Source organism: Gammaproteobacteria bacterium, assembly GCA_013697705.1.
In the GTDB taxonomy this organism is placed as follows: Bacteria; Pseudomonadota; Gammaproteobacteria; order UBA6002; family UBA6002; genus UBA6002.
On the sequence record JACCWJ010000001.1, the window covers coordinates 1 to 17,955 of the forward strand.

A 17,955-nucleotide genomic window follows, 5' to 3' on the forward strand; every position below is an offset into this window, starting at 1 on the left:
GAGGCTGGATCCCGCGATCAAGTCGCGGGACGACGTGGGGGGGGGTGTCGCGGGACCCCTGTAGGAGTAAGTCGCGAGACCAGATAGGAGTAAGTCGCGAGACCAGATAGGAGTAAAATCGCGTGACCCTGTAGAAGTGTATATCGGGACCACGCGGTGTATATGTCACGAAGGCGAGTGCATAACTTCTTAGTATGAACCGATTGCTACGGACGACCTACTGACGATTTCAAATAAATGGAATATAAACCTCGATCAATAAATTTCGTATAATCGGCAGAATTAAAAAATTCCACCAAGGCGTCCTGGGGAGAAACAATCATATTATTCACGACGACAACAAGATCGGGCTTGCTATTGAGGCGCCAATATTCTAATGCAAGATGATTATTTGAATTCGGGGTCAACCATAACGAGCTAGTCATAGGTTTAAGAGCAGTTAACAAATAAAATCCAGCGCTACTAGGATACACAGCAATATTTGCGGGATGATTTTTGCCAATAATGTCGTGCAGGTCGCTAGACAAAGCTTTTAACGCAATCGCCTTTTTTGAAGTGGTGTACAAAAATTTGTAAGGGCCTTCGGTAATTTGCGAATCCATTTGTGAGTAGTTTGCTTCTCGGTAAATAAAGGCAAATTTATAATAAATCAATGTGCCCAAAACTGCGGTTACCGTAGTGAGGGCGATCATGGAACCTACTACTGCATTTTTTATTTTAAAAAATTTAAAAGTGCTGAACAAATTGATTAATGTCAGATAGATTAAAATAACCGTAGCCAGAAAAGCTGGTAATAATCCAACCATTGCATTCAGGAAACCATTACTGCTGGCAAAAGCAGTGACGCTGCCAGCGATGACAGAGGGTAGCCACATAATCATTACCAAGCGCTTTGCGAAGTGCGGGTGATCTGTAAAACGCATATAGATTGGAGCTAACAAGCTAAAGTTAATAAATAATGGATGCCAAACTTGTAGATTGCCACCCAGGCTATATTCAGTCAGATATATTATCAGCAACATGATCGGCAATAAAACTAAACTACCGTAACACCACATTTCTATGTAGCGGCTCCAAGGAGACGCATTTTCATTCATGGAATTTTTGGTAAAGAAAGATCTGATCGTTTGTAACAGAATTCCTAAAAGCAAAAATACAAACAGCCCCCAATAATAAATACTACCTAACCATGATTTAAATAAGGCAGGTAATTGCGATGTATTTTTGTTTCCATACCCTATTTCCTTTAAATTGTAATAAATATTAAGGACTTCAGTTTGATAGTTAAACACAATTAAGGACAATATAATTATGACGGGTAAGGCGCCTAAAATAAAATTAGAAAAAACTCGTTTGTATCCTAAAACAAAAGCTGCCATCACCATCGCAACCGCAACAGGAATCGCAAAGGGTGGATATGAAAAAACCGCAAGTGCGTAGAATAGGCCCCCCATTTTAAGATAACTATTGTGCGCTGTTTTTTGTTCGGAATATAAAAAAGTTAATAGAGCAGCTGTGGTGAAACAAAAGATGGCTAGGGTGTTATAAGACAATCCTTGAATGTTAAAGGGAACGTAAAGAATTGGAATGGTGGCAATTAATAATGCTCCTCCTTTGCCTACTTCATTTTTAAAAGTGACATAGGTTAATCCCCCCAATAACAGGTTAAATAGCATATACAGATGTCGCGCAAAAAGTATTACGCCATCCGTACTATGATTGATGGAAAAAAAAATTTTGTAAAATGGATAAAGTAAGATAGCCGCAAATTGGCAAATAGAGTACTCATCAATAATAGGTCTACTACCTAAAATAAAACGATAAGGGAGAGCTGCATAAAAGGATTCATCAGTGACATCAACTCCTAGATAGAGCCTTAAGTAGGAGGCTATGCATACCATACTTACTAGCACAATCGCGTATTTTTCAATCCATTTGATATTTTTCATGAAAGATCCCTAATTTAAGACTTAGTTGCTACGGCTAAAATAGAGCCACCAAAAGGAAATTTTATTCCGGAACTAATCAGTATTCTCTCAACATTTTGGATGAATTTAAAACCCGTATTTAACAGGTTAGGAATCTCAAATTCTACTGGCACATTCCCTTTAGAAAGATTGAGTTTATAGCGAAGTCTAGAGAGATACATGATTGGAAAAAGTAGTGTCATAAAAGAAGTCATTTTTGTAATCTGAAATCCTGCCGCAGTTAATTTTTGCTTTAAATCTTTTGCTGTATAGCGACGAACGTGATGTGCGTAATCATCGCTACCACTCCACATAAAAGGATGTTGCGGCACCGTAAGAATCAGGCCGCCCTTAGGCTTAAGCGCTTGGTAAATTTGCGTTAGTACTAGCTCGTCCTGCTCTATGTGTTCTAAAATATCAAAGGCGCCCACCACATCGAATTTATTTTCAAAATCAATTTTCAGTGCGTCCATTTGCACCAGTTCAACATCTTGCGTACGTTGCCTGGCAAAATCTAATCCTTCAATATGCAAATCTCCACCGGTAAAGTGAATATTGGTAAATTGGTTGGAAAGAAATGACAATACACAACCCGTGCCACACCCAATTTCCAAGAAATTATTAGCAGCTGAAAAATACCGCTTTAGCATAGCGCAAATTAGCTTATTTCTTGATTGAAACCAAAAATGATTATTTTCTATTTCAAATAATTTTTCAAAGGCATCAGTCGGGTAAGAATCTGTAAATGTTTCCATAATTAGTCTTTCAATAAATGATAAATATCCTGGGCATGTCTAAATTTAAATCCTAATGAGCTGTAGAGATTTAAAATGGTGGTGTTTGCCATGGAAATTGAACTTGTGATTTCTTTGTGGCCAGTGAGAAATAGTTTTTGACAGATTTGTGTCCAAAAAAATTTGGCTAAACCTTTACCACGGTAATTGCTCTGTAAAGCATGTAGCACAAGTTTGTTATTTACATAGGCGACAAAACCTGCAGACTCCCCTCCATAGGTAAACCTAAAAACATTGCCCGATTGTACTAGCTGCGTTAACCATTGACTATACCTTTTGTCCGCAACGGAATTGTCGATGTTGAAATCACGATAAAAACGACTATAGACGAAAACATTTGCTATCATCGCCTGGACTTCCTGCGTATCGGTAAACTCCATTAAGCCAACTTTTTCATCATAGTGAGCAATAAAGCGCTCTTCGCTGCAAAAGGGCTCAACTAACGTATCGCAATAATAAAATCCCGCATCGATAAACTGTTTCGAAGGAAGAAGAGGGTCAATTTTCAATGTAAAATGGCCAGAGTTAATCTTAATAAAATCAAATATTTCATTAGAAAACTGGCTAACTTCATAGGATGGCATGCCCAAACAGGGGTAATCCCAGGGTGTTTGTTTCAAACCCTCAGGAAGCATTGCAAGTACGCTCTTTAATTATATATAAAGGACGGCGTTTAACCTCATCAAAGGTTCTGCCTAAATAAATTCCAATGATGCCTAAGTTACCGATAATTATGCCACTTAAAAAATAGAGTGACGCCATTAGGCTACTCCAGTTTGAAATGGGAGTATGATAAATAACAGATTTCAGCAACAGTGTTATACCATATAACAAAGCAAGCGCTGAAATTCCAAATCCCACTTTAACCGATATTCTAAGGGGCTTGTCCGAATAAGCGATAATGGCGTCAGTCGCTAATTTAAGACGTTTTCTAAACGTGTAAGTACTTCTACCCACATGCCTATCTTCTCGCTTAGCTTCAATGGCGCCGACGGAAAACCCCGTCCAATTGATCAAACCGCTAAAAAAGCGCGCCTGTTCTCGCATGGTCTTATAGTTTTCTAAAACCGGCTTCGATAAAATACAAAAATTCCCTGAGTACTCTTCATGCTCCATTCCAGATAAGAGACGAAATACTCTATAAAATGATCTGGTAAGTAGCTTATGTAACGGAGACTCTGGACCATTCAATCTTTTGACAAATACAATATCATGCTGTGCATTTATTGCTTTTTCGTACAGGATAGGAATAGTTTCGGGCGGATCTTGCAAATCACAGTCCATCACCACGACCCAGTCTCCCTGACAAAAATCAAGCCCCGCTGTGATGCCATAATGTTGACCGAAATTTCGCGTAAATCGCAGCCCTTTAACACGCTTGTCTTGTTTAGCAAGCGTTGAGATGAGCAACCAGGAATCATCCTTGCTGCCATCGTCGACTAAGATCAGCTCATAATCGAGAGGAAAATTTTGTAAGGCTAAAGAAATACGCGTGTAGAGCACATTGATACATTTTTCTGAATTATAAATAGGCACTACAATGGAAAGCATTGAACCGCTCATACGACTAAGGACGCGGATGTTGATTGGGCTTTATAAATGGCTCCAATTACCGCCTCTATTCCTGTAAAGCCCTCCCACAGGGGTAAGCGCACAATTCTTTTATAAATACTTTCACAAACTGGGAGAGATTCAACAGGCTTACCAAATTTTTTACCTGCAGGAGATAAGTGTAAGGGAATATAATGATGAGGAGCGGTAATGCCTTGACTAGCCAAAAATTGCCGAAGTTGCGTCCCCTCTTGTTCCGTGGGTGCTATCAAATAATAAATATGGGCGTTGTGGAGTGAGCCTTTAGGCACAGAGGGTCGTGAATAGCCCCATTTTTCTATATCTACTAACCCTTCATGAAATTGTTGCCAGATAGTTTGTCGATTCTTATTAATCACGTCCATTCGTTCTAATTGTCCCAATAACACCGCCGCGCCAAATTCGTTCATGACGTATGAAGAACCTAAATCTTGCCAGGTATATTTATCCACAAGACCCTCAATAAAGGCATCACGATTAGTGCCCTTTTGGCAGATCACTTTGGCACGATCTATCAATGCTTCATCATTGATAATTAAAGCGCCCCCTAGGCCCGCTGTAATATTCTTAGTGTGATGAAAGCTTAACGTGCCGAGCTTTCCGAAAGTCCCCAAATATTTGCCATTAAATTGAGCGCCTATACATTGCGCAGCATCCTCGACAATAGGAATACCTTTCGCATCAGCAATTGCACAGATGGCAGCCATATCGCAGGCTACGGCGGCATAATGCATCACCACGATCGCCTTTGTTTTAGGGGTGATGGCAGCCTCTAAGGCAAGAGGATCCATATTCAAAGTATCTTTCTGTATATCAACGAAAACAAGCCGGGCTCCAAAAAGGGCAAAGGCATTTGCAGTTGAGACAAAGGTAAAACTGGGTAAGATAACTTCATCACCGGGCTGAATGTTGAGTAATAGAGCACTCATTTCTAACGCGGCGGTGCAAGAATGTGTCACCAGCATTTCGCGTTGGTAATAATTTTTCAAAAAATCGCGACAGAGCTTGGTGTAAGTCTCGCTAGTTAGGTGAGATGGGTTAGCCAATAGGTCGTTTACCGCGGCTATTTCTTTTTCGCCAAAGTATGAGAGACTGTAAGGAATTTTGCTCATGCACGATACCTGTGAGTAGTTTTTTCCAAGGGTGTATCTTACCAGCTTGCGTTATTTGTGAAAATATTTTTTGAATCTTCGTCGCCTTATGAACGAATGCTTATCTCTTTACCCCTCCAGTCCTCCGCCGTCGTCCCGCGACTTGATCTGACTTGATCGCGGGACCCAGGAATTAGGTGTTACAAACACAAAACGATATACTCCACAGGTTTTTCGAGAAAACAAAAAGGAGTATTCAAAGACCTTAGATTCTCTTCTGGGTTCTTCTGTGGTTCAATTCGTGTCATTACATATTTGGGCTAACAGTCTCGATCCTTAGTTCAGCTAGGGTTTAGCTAGGATCGTTCGTATTCATATAGGTTTAATAATCTAATTTTAGGGATAATGGTGAAAATGTTTGGCGAATCTATAATGAATCGAATAAGCGTCCGGAATCTGTCATTGACAAAATTTGTTAAGGCGGAATTCTTTATCTTTTTAATGTTAAGTGGCATAAATTCTCTTACGACGTATACAGTATATTTATTATTGATAAATATTCTCAACTATAAAGTCGCTTACAGTATTACTTATTTGTTAGGAATAGCCCTTTCCTATTTTACGAACAGTACCATCACGTTTAAAACCCAGCTTTCGTTCAAAGGCTTAGTGAAATTTTATATTATTTATCTGTTGCAATATTTAGTAAGCATCGCTCTATTAAATGTTATGGTCGAACATTTCAATGTTCATAAATCACTGGCCCCCATATTCGTGATGGGCATAGTTGTTCCTATTTCATTTTTCGTAGTTAAATTTGCAACTACAAAGCCGTAGCACTTACACGATATATATAGCAAAAAGATTATTTATGTAGCGGGAAAGAAAAGTGGGCCACTGAGTGCGGCCCACAAATATTAATAGGGATAAGGACGAACAATAGCGCCAACTGCACGTCTATCATTGCGACCATAACAAACTAACTTGGTAACAGGATAAATGAAGTAGCGTTTTGGATGGAAGCAAGTGTATTCACCACGACGCCATTCACAAACAGTCACCCGACGATTAACTCGCACACCTGTTTGATAATAGGTTACATAACGGCACACACGGTTATTTTCGCTCCAAAAATAACGACTTAATTGACGTTCACGCCAGATAAGATAGCTTAACTCTTGGTCACGATCATAGATATCATCCCATTCACGTACTTTCAGTTTTCCGTTATACCATTCACGATCACTCAATGCGCGCTCTCTGTGTGACATGCGATAATCTCTATCCTTTAAGCGATTTTCTCGCTCTTTAATCTGCCAGTCTCTTGCACGAAGTTCGCGTTCACGTAATTCGCGTTGACGAAATTGACTCTCGGTATCCCTATCATGAGTTACGCTTGTTATCTTGCCACTGCGAACATCATTCACCGTTGAGGTTACATCAGAGACAAAGCCCCTTCGTTGTTCTACTTGCACTCTGGGCGTAGGATGTACAACGGAGGTTGTGCTGCCGTCGCGACTATCGCGCACATTGGTAGAAAATGAATTTTGCGAACGTGACTCCTCATTACGGCTTTGAGTATTTCTATCCGAAGGACGTTCTCTGTAAGTATGTTGAGTTACCGTAACACGATTCTCATCGTTAGCTTCCGTTCTTACCGGAGCAGTTTGCCGAGTGTAGGGTCTCGTATACTGCACACGTGAGTTACTTCTCATTGTAGGAGCAGGTGAAGTTTGGGCTTGGGCTTCTTCCGCTTTTTTTTGTGCTAATTCATCTGCTCTTTTCTTCGTTAATTCATCTGCCTTCTTTTGAGCATCCTCTTCAGCTTTCTTTTGCGCTTCCTCTACTGCTCTTTTTTGATTATCTGCCATCTCTCTCGCTGCGTCTGCATTTTGAGTAGAGGGTGATACATTTTCAGTAGCAGCGGGAGCACTGACACTCGATTGGAAGCCAGCCGTAGAGTCATCACCAAAGGCGACACTACAAGGCCCTAATATCAAAACAGCGAAGATCGATTTAGTTAAAATTTTCTTCATAATTATTCCTTCTTATAAACTTTAATTGTAAGTAATGAGACTCATGACATGATCAGCGCGATCTGGGTAATGATTCGCCAACCATTCTTTGAAAATTTTTGAGTTAATGTATTTTAGAAGCCAAGCGATTTTTTAATTTTAGCAGTAATGGATTGCTTCGTCTCAAAGAAATCCTTCCACGGGTCAGTTTTTAACTTCTTTAATCTAGCCTTAATATTTTTAAGGTTAAATTCATCGGGTTTTATTCCCTTTGATAATTCTTTCCAGGTGATTGGAACAGAAATTGAAGCGTTAGAACGAGCGCGGGTTGAATATGCCGCGACGGCTGTTGCTCCCCGTGCATTGCGTAGATAGTCGATAAATATCTTGCCTTTGCGTTTTGCCTTACTCATGGTCGCTATGTACTTGGACGGATCTATTTCAACCACAAGGTCCGCAACTCTTTTGGTAAAGTCACGAATTTCATCCCATTCTAATTTAGGTTTAATGGGAATTACAATATGCAAACCCTTGCCGCCCGTTGTTTTTACAAAACTTTTTAGATTAAGTTGCTCAAAGATTTTACGAATTAAAAAAGCACACTCTACCACTTCGCTCCAGCTAACATCCGGGCCAGGATCTAAATCGAAAATAATCTGATCCGGTTTTTCAACATTCTTATTGTTACTGCCCCAGGGGTGAATTTCCAGTACGCCCATTTGCACCAACCCCATCAATCCATTGATATCATCAATAAAAATATAAGGCTCTAATTTTCCATGCTCTAGTATAGGAATACTTTTAATTGCGCCAGCGACTGTTTCATTCATATGTTTTTGATAAAAACATTTTTTATGATCACCCGTTGGACAGCGCACCAAGGTAATCGGTCTATTTTTGATATAAGGCATAATCCATTTTGCCGCAGCTTCATAATATTCCAACAGATCTTGCTTGGTTAGATTTAGTTCAGGGTAAAACACCCGATCTAAATTAGTAAAAACAATGTTACTTCCCGATTTTTTTGCACGGGTTTTTTTTGTCAGTTTAGGGGGATCTTCCACTATGACAACCTCCTTGGGCTGTTCTAAGGAAACTTCTTGTGGTTTTTTATCTTCCCTTAAACCTTTAAATGAAGGATGACGTAAAATACCTTCCTTCGTCATTTCCAAAAATTCGATTTCAGCAACCACCTTGGGTTTGACCCAATGAATGTCTCGCGTGACCCTTTCCGGAAAGAAATCAAATGCGCTCTTTTTCTGTTCATGCTTTTTTATAATGTGTGCGATTTCTTGTAATGACAGCTGAGTAAAGCCGGTGCCCACTCGCCCACAATAAATAAATTTTTTATCTTTATTATAATAGCCTAACAAAAGAGCACCAAAGTATTGTCTAGAAGACTTCGGATCTGTATAGCCGCCAATAACAAATTCTTGTCTGTGCGTACATTTTATTTTTAGCCATTCTCGGGTTCGCTTAAAAATATAAGTGCTATCAATTTTCTTGGAAATAATTCCTTCTAATTTATACTTGCAAGCATTGGAGTACACTTCATCGCCATTCCCAATAATATGATCATTATATTTGACTTCGTTAACAGCGGACTTACTTTGCAGTATTTTTTGCAAAATATTTTTTCGTTCTACCAAGGGGAGATTTGTTAAATTATATCCGTCATAATAGAGGACATCAAAAACGTAATAAATTAACTCCGCATCAACATTTGCATCCTCCATTGAATTTTGTAGAATTTGAAAATTTGTTTTGCTCTCTTTATCCAAAGCAATCACTTCGCCATCCAATAGAATATCTTTAAACTTAAGAGACTTAAGGGCTTGAGTTAAGGCAGGAAATTGATAAGTCCAGTCATTATTACGCCTTGTTAATAACGTAATTTTCCCCTCCTCTATTCTTGCTATTAGCCGATACCCATCCCACTTAATTTCATGTAACCAATTTTCTCCTTTAGGAGGATCAGTTACTAAGGTGGCTAATTGAGGCATTATTTCTGAAGGCATGCTGCCCTTTTTAACGCCTTTGATTTTTGATAAATGAAGAGCTAGTCGTGTTTTTTTAATTTTTGCTTGGGGGGCTTTTTGCTCACCTTTTCTTGTCCAAATTCGCGCTTTATCTTGCTGAATCTGTTTCATGGAACGATCAGTATCGGCACTATTAGGTGCACTTTTTTTGATATCATACTCAGCTTCACCACGGCTATATTCATCATTAATCTTAAACAGTAACCACTGCTGTCTCTTCCCTTCAGGAGAATTTTTAAGTCGAATTAATTTCCAACGACCCTGAAGTTTCTTACCATGTAAATTAAAAGTAATATTTCCACTGTGATAGGCTTTGCGTACATTATCATCCAAGGGTTCCCAAATACCTTTATCCCATACCATTACGGTACCGCCGCCATATTGACCTTTGGGAATGATGCCTTCGAAATTCGCGTACTTCATAGGATGATCTTCTACATGCACGGCGAGATGTTTAACTTTTGGATCTAAACTCGGTCCCTTGGGAACGGCCCAGCTTTTAAGAACTCCGTCTAATTCTAATCGAAAGTCATAATGGAGATGGGATGCTGCATGTTTTTGGATGACGTATAAAAGTTTAGAACCCTTGGTAAAATCCTTTTTTCCATAGGGTTCTTTCGTTTTGCCAAAGTCCCTTTTGTGGTGGTACTCTTCTAAACTCAAAGTAACATCCTTTTTGACGTACGAATGAAGTATAGCCTATCTTTGTAAATTACCAGTGTGGCAAAAAAAAATTAAAACTGTCTATACTTTAATTTATTTTGTTAAGGGAGTTACAATATGAAAATTGGTATGCTTTCACCTCTCTATGAAAGTTGCCCTCCAAAATTATATGGAGGTACTGAGAGAGTAGTGGATAATCTTTGCAAAGGATTGTCAGAACTAGGGCATGAAGTTGTCCTGTTTGCAAGTAATGATTCAACAACTAAAGCTACCTTAGTGCCTGTTGTACCTCAAGCTTTGCGTCTCGCTAATCCCCCTATAGAACAAGACCTACCGTATATTACTTTACAGCTTGCGAAAGTAATGGAACAAGTCGCAGAGTTTGATGTCGTGCATAATCATATTGATTTTTATTCTTACCCTCATATTGATAGTAGTCCCTGCCCCTGGTTAACGACACTTCATGGTCGATTGGATTATCCTGATCTGCAATTGTTATACAAACATTATAAACATCTGCCACTTGCGAGCATCTCCTACGCACAACGCAAACCTCTTTCTTTTTGTAATTGGCTTGCGAATGTTTATCATGGTTTAGATGTAGAGATGTTTAAGCCCCGTTTCAAAAAAGGCAAATATTTAGCTTTTTTAGGCCGAATCTGCGAAGACAAAGGCACGCATGTCGCGATTGAAATCGCAAAAAGAACAGGCATACCGTTAAAAATTGCTGCCAAGATTGGCCCCCACGATAAAGAATTTTTCGAAAGCAAAATTAAGCACCACATTGATGGTAAACTTATTGAATTTATTGGCGAAATTACCGAAGCAGAAAAATCGGATTTTTTATCAAATGCATTAGCATTACTAACCCCTATAGATTGGCCAGAGCCCTTTGGTCTAGTGGTGATCGAGTCATACGCCTGTGGCACCCCCGTGGTAGGCAGACCCTGCGGTTCATTACCAGAGATTATAGAAGAGGGTAAAACTGGCTTCTTACGCAACTCTCTCGATGATTTAACTGCAGCCGTAAATCAAGTTGAAACATTAGATAGAAACTATATTCGAAATTTTGCTAAAGAGAATTTCTCGTATCAAATTATGGCGGCAAAATACGTAAATTTATATAAAGACCTGATCCATTTACGTGAAGGTAAAAAGCCCTATATTGTGCGACCTTCAGCGGCTTAGTTTATATCACTAATTAGTCTTAGTGATGTTTACGCGGAAGGAGGAAATTCAATAGGATTGTCATAACCTCTCCCCTTCCGTAAGGCTTTCATCTACTTCTGAAAGTAGAGAAGGTTTAATAACCTGTAGAGCCTCATTAATTAATACCGGTAAGGGGTTTTTACTTTCAGGATCCAATTCAATTTTTATCCCTCCTTTTTCAACCAAAACTTTGAGCCATTGTTGATGATATTGCAGATTAAATTGTAAACTTTGGACGCGCATCGGTAATTGCGGAGTGAAACTTAAAGTATTGTTTTTGATTTCCATACCCGCAAAACACATAAGCGCAATATTAAGGCAAGAGGCCATTGCCCCGAGATGGATGCCTTCGGGAGTAGTGCCCCCTTGCGTATCCATTATATCGCTATTGAGAACATCTTGATAAAATTTGAGCGCTATATCTTGCTCTATATATTTAGCCAAAGAAGCCAGCACTACCTTACTCAAGGTTGATCCATGCGAGGTTCGTTCAAGGTAATAAAAAATATTTTTAATTAATATTTCATCGTTGAATGAATAGCCAAGTTTGGCAAAAATTGTGGCCAGCTCTTCACTCGTAAATAAATAAAATAACATCAACACATCGGCTTGCTTTGATACTTTATAGTTATCGGGTGAATCGTTTTCTGCTTTCAAAATCCGATCTAACCGTTCAATATTACCGTATTTTTCTTTGTAATATTCCCACTCAAATTCGGGGAGGATTTCATATCCTTCAAATTGGCTAATAATGACATCATCATGAAAAGGAACTTTCATTTTTGTAGTGATTTCATTCCAGCGTGCCAATTCAATATTATCAATATGTAATAACTCTTGGAGTTCTTTTGATCTCGAGGGACTCAGCAAAGTTAAAATTTCTAAGGCACGCTCAACAGACCAGACCGCCATAATATTGGTATAAGCATTATTGTTAACACCATGATAATCACTTTGTGGATATTTTTCATGATATTCATCCGGGCCCACGATATTCTTAATTTCATATCGCGCTTCGATTTCGTTATATGTCGCAATACTTGACCAAAAACGTGCAATCTCAAGTATCATTTCGGCGCCATAGTCCGCCAAAAAATTCTTATCATTGGTCACTAAATAATAGCGCCAGATGTTATAAACGATCGCTGCATTAACATGTCTTTGATAATGACTATAATCCGGCAACCATTCATTAGAGCGAGGATTCAAATGAATAGGCTGAGTCACTTCATCCCCATTGCTCGCGCTTTGCCAAGGATACATTGCACCTTTATAACCAGAATTACGCGCGAGTAATCTAGCCATATTTAAGCGACGGTAGCGATATAAGAGTAAAGAACGCGCCATCTCCGGAAAGTAAAAAGTATAAAATGGCATAATAAAAAGCTCATCCCAAAATATATGCCCGCGATACGATTCACCGTGCAGCCCACGTGCCGGCACACCAATGTCTAAATCAACAGAATTTTTTGACACGGTTTGTAGCAAATGAAATATATGTAGATGCAGAATTAATTGATCGTCACCTTCGGAGACAATTTTAAATTCACAGCGACGCCATAAAGTATTCCATGCCAGCTGATGTGCCTTCAATAATGACTCAAATTTTTCTTTCTTGATGAGACGCATCATATTTTTGGTATCTGTCAATGAGTCGCTACTTGCCGCATCTTTATTAGTAGCCACGGTCACAAATTTTTCAAGCACCAAGGATTCTTGTGGATTAATAAAAGTCGTAAAATAGCAATAAACTGTGGCAGAATTTGTCTCAATAAAATCAGGTAAATCCTGTAAAAGATTGTCCTTATAGAATCGGTGATGCGCCGTATATGCAACCTCAATGTGGGATTGATGTGTGCGCACTAGCAAACTAATTTTACCATTCTTATAACCCTTTACTTTTAATGTCTTAAGATGATCTTGATTTAAATCACGATAACGCGCTACCCCACTGTTTTTGATGCTTCCATCCAGTCCCGATTTTAAAGTAACGCGACCTGCCCAATTTTCAGCTTTGAGGTGAAATTTCTGACAAGCAAGATGCGAATTCGCCATGCTCACAAATCGAGTATATTCGAGATGGGTAATCCGTCCCTCGTTATCTTCAACTTTTAATTTACGTGTTAACACACCCTGTTTTAAATTAAGGTTTTGGTAATAACTTAACACTTTGAAATCAGCAAAAGAAAACCAGGGACCTTCTTCTATTTTAAAAGTGAGTGGTAGCCAATTCGGCATATTTACCAAATCCTCGTTATAGATATCCTTACCCCCGATAATACTTTTGACTCGGTTGTAACAGCCTGCAAAATAAGTGCCGGGATAATGAATATCATCCGCTTGAGATTCTTCACTCGCCCCACGGGTTGCAAAATAACCATTGCCTAAGGTGCAAAGTGCTTCGCGTAAAGTTTCACGTTCAGGTTCGTAGTCGTTATAAGTTAAATTCCACGTGTGCTCTGAAGAGAGGTTAGTATCAAGTAAGTTAGCAAAAATAGTGTTAAAAAAATGATAAACGTCACGCGGATTATGTAATCGGTAATGCGCATGCGTCTTTTTTACTTCATCAGAGATTAATATTCCAATGCCTATTTTTTTGATGGTATAAAAAACATCTTCGTCGGTGACATCGTCCCCAAGATAAATAGGCAGGACATCTTTGCCCTTATAATCAAGTTGCTCCATTATCCACTTGAGTGCCTTGCCTTTATTCCAATTAAGATTAGGCCGAAGCTCGAATACTTTTTTGCCATAATGTTTGATAAGCGTAGGCTGACGTTTTAACACGTCATCTACAATCTGTTCGATTTCAGGTACATATTTTTCATCAACAAGGCGATAATGCACCGATAAAGAAAGTTTTTTATTTTCAATAAGTACATTGTCAAATGTAGCTAAATCTCGGACAAGGTCTAAGTACGCGGCTTGCACGGCGTCAGAAAACTCTAAGCCTCTTTCAAATTTAGTTGCAAAATGAGAAGGGCCAATGATTTCGAGGCCGTGATTTCCGGCGTAATATAATCCATTGAGTCCGACCATGGTTTCCAGATCTGAAAGTTCTCGACCGCTGATGATTGCAATGGGAAAATAGTTTTGTAATTTTAAGAAAATATCCTTTATATCATTAGAAAGCTTGGCAAGTTCTGGTCGTTTAACAATCGGGGTTAACGTACCATCATAGTCACAGAATAAAATAATTCTCTTACCTTCTAACTTTTTTTCTATTGCTGCATAATTATCGCTCGCTAAGGGTGGATATTTTATGAAGCGTTCTCTAATACGGGAGAGAGGCAGTTCAGACAAGTCATTAACTACGATATCTGCTCCCTGCTGCTCAAATTGAGCAGCCCATTTCTTTTGTCGATCAATACCAATAACTAAACCAAACTTGCCTGCCTTACCCGCTATAATGCCGGACAGCGCATCTTCTATGACCACTGTTTTTGACGGCGTCGCTTCAATTCTTTTTGCAGCTTCCAGAAAAATAGCGGGGTCAGGCTTACCTTTTAAGTTGCAAAGCTGTAATGCCTTACCATCTACAACAGCATCAAAGAGATGAATAACATCTGCTTGAGTGAGAATATCGCGACAATTTTTGCTAGAAGAAATGACGGCCGTTTTAATATTATTTTTGCGTAACTCTTTGACCAGATCAATAGTGCTTTTAAACACACTGACGCCTTCTTTCTCAATTAATTGTAAAAAAAATTGATTTTTGACCTCAGCAATTTTTTCGATTAACTGCTCTTCACTCGGGTTTAGGGTGTCAGCGGATTCAATCAGCTTTCTTGATTGCAAAAAATATTTGATGCCATCTATGCGACTCAAACCATCCACATAACGAATATAATCATCGATGGTAAATGGCTCAAAAGAGATATTTCTTTGTTTCGCATTGTCTTCAAGATAGTGATCAAATATTTTTTTCCAAGCCTTAAAATGGACTTGGGCAGTGTCGGTAATTACACCATCCATGTCAAAGATCGCACTCATCAATTCCATTTTGAGCCCTTACTTCTGGTAATCTTCACATCCAGTGAAGCTAATATCACATAGAGAAAAAATAATAGTAACTATTCAGCACTTGGCAAAGAATGCTCAGATGTGGCTGAACAGTTACTAATAATAATACATGTTCTAGGTTTTTGTATCTACTCGCCCCCACCCAAAGTAATTAGTTGGCTGGGACGTCTTTTCCACCCATCCTTATCTCACCTCTCCCCCTGAATGAGGGAGATGACCTGCATCCAAGGTACGGTATTTAATTATATATTCCTTATTTGGCACCAGATCCATACTATTGACACCTATTTGTACCCTGGCTTGTTGCTTAGGCGTTCTAAGCGGTTGCAGGGTAAGCCAGGCCCGATCAGCATGCATTATCTGGAGCTTAATAGTTTCCTGAGTAATAGATACGTGGAAATTAAAATCTAAATAAGCGAATTGGAGTGACACATTATGCAAGTTGGGAGGAAGCTGTGGATTTATCGATAGTTGTCTTTCTTCGATACGAATACCGCAAAATCCATAAACCAGCGCTACCCAAGAACCCGCCACGCCTGGCATATGCATGCCCAAATGAGTATTTCCGAAAATATTTTTTTTATCAGTGTTCAACGATATATTGAAATATCGATAGGCTTTTTCATCAAAATTGAGTTGCGAGGCGACCCCAGCATAAATAGGAGCACTCCATGAGCTCTTGTGTAATGACCTTGCATCATAAAAATGGAAATTGCTCTCGGCTGTTTTTCGATCAAATAAGGTGGGCAACAAAAATAATAACAAGACAACATCCGCTTGCTTAATCAACTGAGTCTTGTTTAAATCAATTAAAAGCAAGTCTGGAGGGAAGGTAGGTAAACCAAAAACATCTAAATTGGGCAATCTTACATTTTTAAGGGATAAAAAATCATCAAATTGTAAGATGATTTTTTCATGCGCAGGAAAATGTAGACGATGAGAAATTTTTATTAATTTTTGTTTTTCTTTGGCATAAAATTTATTATCTTTTAAAATTTTTGTGGTTTCTGTTGGATATTCGCTTAGAAATAATTCAATTAATTCCAGCGTTTTTTCCAGAGACCATGAGACTAGTTTATTGGTATACGCATTATTATTGACATTATCATGAAATTCATCCGGTCCCATAACCTCTTTTATTTTGTATAAATCATGTTGCTTATTATAGACGGCCTTACTTTTCCAAAATCGCGCCATCTGAATCGAGAGTGTTAAGCCCATTTGAAGCATGAACTCGATATCGTCTGTGGCAAAAAAATAATGATAAATGGCATAAAATATAGCCACATTAATATGCAGTGATTGCTTACCCGTATGGACGATTTTGAGGGTGGCATCTAAATCTTCTGACCAGGGAGGCGTTTCATCCTTGCCAGACTCTGCTGATTCCCATGGAAATAATGCACCTTTAAATCCACGTTTGTGGGCCAATTCTAACGCTGCAGGTAAACGTTTAAATCGATACTCCAGCAAATGACGAGCAATCAATGGGTCATAGAATAAGGCGCTGGGGACAAACAGTAATTCCGTTTCCCAAAAAGAATGTCCTTTATAACCCTCACCGGTAAGTAATTTTGCACCAATGCTTACATCTTTAACTTCTGGATGCGCTGCGATCAAAAGATGATAGAGGTTGAAACGTAAAACAGATTGAATATCAGTGTCACCCACTATTTGTATATCGAAGTTGACCCATTTTTTTTCAAAAATTTGAATATGATCGGTTAATAACTGATTAAAACCTTTTTTTATTGCATTTTGTAAGGTGGTTATAGTAGTGGATTTTAATTTTTGCCGGTCTGCCGTATTTCCTGCAGTATCAAATGTAATAATTCGTGTAATTATGGCCGTTTGACCTTTACTAAGATGAATATCAAAAATATTTGTTTCAGAAATACTCCGAGGCTCACCGTCTACGGTTAAAAATAATTGTTGCGCATAACCAATTTCATTTTGGCAGTCTAATGACTCCACGGAAAGATAATGTAGACCATCCTTCTTTTCAACATCAAAAATATTAAAGGTTTGCACGTCTTTTTCCAGAATGATGCCTTTATTTTTAATGGAGATATTTATGGACGCATCGATAGTAAATTCTTCAGAGACATCCAAGGGGGTTAATACTACTTGCATCGCGGCTAGATTGAGATTATGACTCGACAGAAAGCGCATGCTTTGATAATCGATTCGATTCCCTTGTGCCATCTTAAAAACGGTTTGGCGTGACAATAAACCTTTTTTTAAATCCAAGGTTCGTTGATTCGTTACAAAATTTGCGTCTTCAAGTGTAAGCTTATTATTTTTTGAGATAACAGAAAAATGGAATAGATTAGGAGCATTAATTAATTCTGCAACTTTGGAGGCTGCGTGGTCAAAAATGCCTGCGAAAAAAGTGCCGGGAGTGGAGTTAACAGATGCTTCCTCATAAATACCACGACTTCCAATATAGCCATTGCCAAGCGCAAACAATGATTCATTAATCGGCTGCAAACTAGGATCATACTTATCTTCCTGAAACAGCCATTCAACTTCTGATAAATATTTTTGGAAATAGTCATCCATAC

Annotated in this window: 11 protein-coding genes; 2 read left to right on the forward strand and 9 right to left on the reverse strand. The window is 38.8% G+C overall.

Annotation, left to right across the window (positions count from 1 at the left end):
• Positions 1 to 206 precede the first annotated feature (206 nt).
• From H0U71_00005 to rffA, 5 genes are read right to left on the reverse strand one after another with little or no spacing between them, the layout of a single operon-like run.
• The gene (locus tag H0U71_00005) at positions 207 to 1,949 is read right to left on the reverse strand and encodes a hypothetical protein (protein ID MBA2653434.1); all 1,743 of its coding nucleotides are present in this window, start codon (positions 1,947 to 1,949) and stop codon (positions 207 to 209) included.
• Between the two features lie 14 nt (positions 1,950 to 1,963).
• Positions 1,964 to 2,722, reverse strand: coding sequence for a class I SAM-dependent methyltransferase (locus H0U71_00010; protein MBA2653435.1), 759 nt, complete (start codon positions 2,720 to 2,722; stop codon positions 1,964 to 1,966).
• Positions 2,723 to 2,724: 2 nt separating this feature from the next.
• A complete protein-coding gene (locus H0U71_00015) occupies positions 2,725 to 3,381 on the reverse strand; it encodes a GNAT family N-acetyltransferase (protein ID MBA2653436.1) in 657 nt (218 codons plus the stop codon).
• A gap of 4 nt (positions 3,382 to 3,385) precedes the next feature.
• On the reverse strand, positions 3,386 to 4,324 hold the full coding sequence (locus tag H0U71_00020; protein ID MBA2653437.1) for a glycosyltransferase family 2 protein: 939 nt from the start codon (positions 4,322 to 4,324) through the stop codon (positions 3,386 to 3,388).
• Positions 4,321 to 5,463 carry a dTDP-4-amino-4,6-dideoxygalactose transaminase gene (rffA, locus tag H0U71_00025; protein ID MBA2653438.1) on the reverse strand — a complete coding sequence of 381 codons (1,143 nt, stop codon included), beginning with the start codon at positions 5,461 to 5,463 and terminating at the stop codon, positions 4,321 to 4,323. Before rffA ends, H0U71_00020 begins: the two co-directional genes overlap by 4 nt.
• A 441-nt stretch (positions 5,464 to 5,904) precedes the next feature.
• Here rffA and H0U71_00030 point away from each other — a divergent pair, with 441 nt between their 5' ends.
• Positions 5,905 to 6,279 carry a GtrA family protein gene (locus H0U71_00030; GenBank protein ID MBA2653439.1) on the forward strand — a complete coding sequence of 125 codons (375 nt, stop codon included), beginning with the start codon at positions 5,905 to 5,907 and terminating at the stop codon, positions 6,277 to 6,279.
• A gap of 80 nt (positions 6,280 to 6,359) precedes the next feature.
• Here the strand turns inward: H0U71_00030 and H0U71_00035 are convergent, their stop codons facing one another.
• Together H0U71_00035 and ligD are read right to left on the reverse strand one after the other, a co-directional pair.
• Positions 6,360 to 7,478: a hypothetical protein gene (locus H0U71_00035; protein MBA2653440.1), complete on the reverse strand. Its 1,119-nt coding sequence runs from the start codon at positions 7,476 to 7,478 to the stop codon at positions 6,360 to 6,362.
• A 113-nt stretch (positions 7,479 to 7,591) separates the two neighbouring features.
• The gene (ligD, locus tag H0U71_00040; GenBank protein ID MBA2653441.1) at positions 7,592 to 10,159 is read right to left on the reverse strand and encodes a DNA ligase D; all 2,568 of its coding nucleotides are present in this window, start codon (positions 10,157 to 10,159) and stop codon (positions 7,592 to 7,594) included.
• 117 nt (positions 10,160 to 10,276) lie between these two features.
• On the opposite strand from ligD, the gene H0U71_00045 reads away from it, so the two are divergent.
• Entirely contained in the window at positions 10,277 to 11,347 is a 1,071-nt protein-coding gene (locus tag H0U71_00045; protein MBA2653442.1) for a glycosyltransferase family 4 protein, read from the forward strand.
• A 60-nt stretch (positions 11,348 to 11,407) separates the two neighbouring features.
• Here H0U71_00045 and otsB read toward each other — a convergent pair whose 3' ends face one another.
• A complete protein-coding gene (gene otsB, locus H0U71_00050) occupies positions 11,408 to 15,370 on the reverse strand; it encodes a trehalose-phosphatase (GenBank protein ID MBA2653443.1) in 3,963 nt (1,320 codons plus the stop codon).
• A 204-nt stretch (positions 15,371 to 15,574) separates the two neighbouring features.
• Positions 15,575 to 17,953 (reverse strand): glycoside hydrolase family 65 protein, encoded by a 2,379-nt coding sequence (locus tag H0U71_00055; GenBank protein MBA2653444.1) that lies wholly within the window; start codon positions 17,951 to 17,953, stop codon positions 15,575 to 15,577.
• Positions 17,954 to 17,955 lie beyond the last annotated feature (2 nt).

Excerpts from the sequence above, each read along its gene's own strand:
- H0U71_00005 (MBA2653434.1), bottom strand. The coding sequence starts at position 1,949 with ATGAAAAATATCAAATGGATTGAAAAATACGCGATTGTGCTAGTAAGT.
- H0U71_00035 (MBA2653440.1), bottom strand. The coding sequence starts at position 7,478 with ATGAAGAAAATTTTAACTAAATCGATCTTCGCTGTTTTGATATTAGGG.
- H0U71_00055 (MBA2653444.1), bottom strand. The coding sequence starts at position 17,953 with ATGGATGACTATTTCCAAAAATATTTATCAGAAGTTGAATGGCTGTTT.
- H0U71_00045 (MBA2653442.1), top strand. The coding sequence starts at position 10,277 with ATGAAAATTGGTATGCTTTCACCTCTCTATGAAAGTTGCCCTCCAAAA.
- rffA (MBA2653438.1), bottom strand. The coding sequence starts at position 5,463 with ATGAGCAAAATTCCTTACAGTCTCTCATACTTTGGCGAAAAAGAAATA.
- otsB (MBA2653443.1), bottom strand. The coding sequence starts at position 15,370 with ATGGAATTGATGAGTGCGATCTTTGACATGGATGGTGTAATTACCGAC.
- H0U71_00020 (MBA2653437.1), bottom strand. The coding sequence starts at position 4,324 with ATGAGCGGTTCAATGCTTTCCATTGTAGTGCCTATTTATAATTCAGAA.
- H0U71_00010 (MBA2653435.1), bottom strand. The coding sequence starts at position 2,722 with ATGGAAACATTTACAGATTCTTACCCGACTGATGCCTTTGAAAAATTA.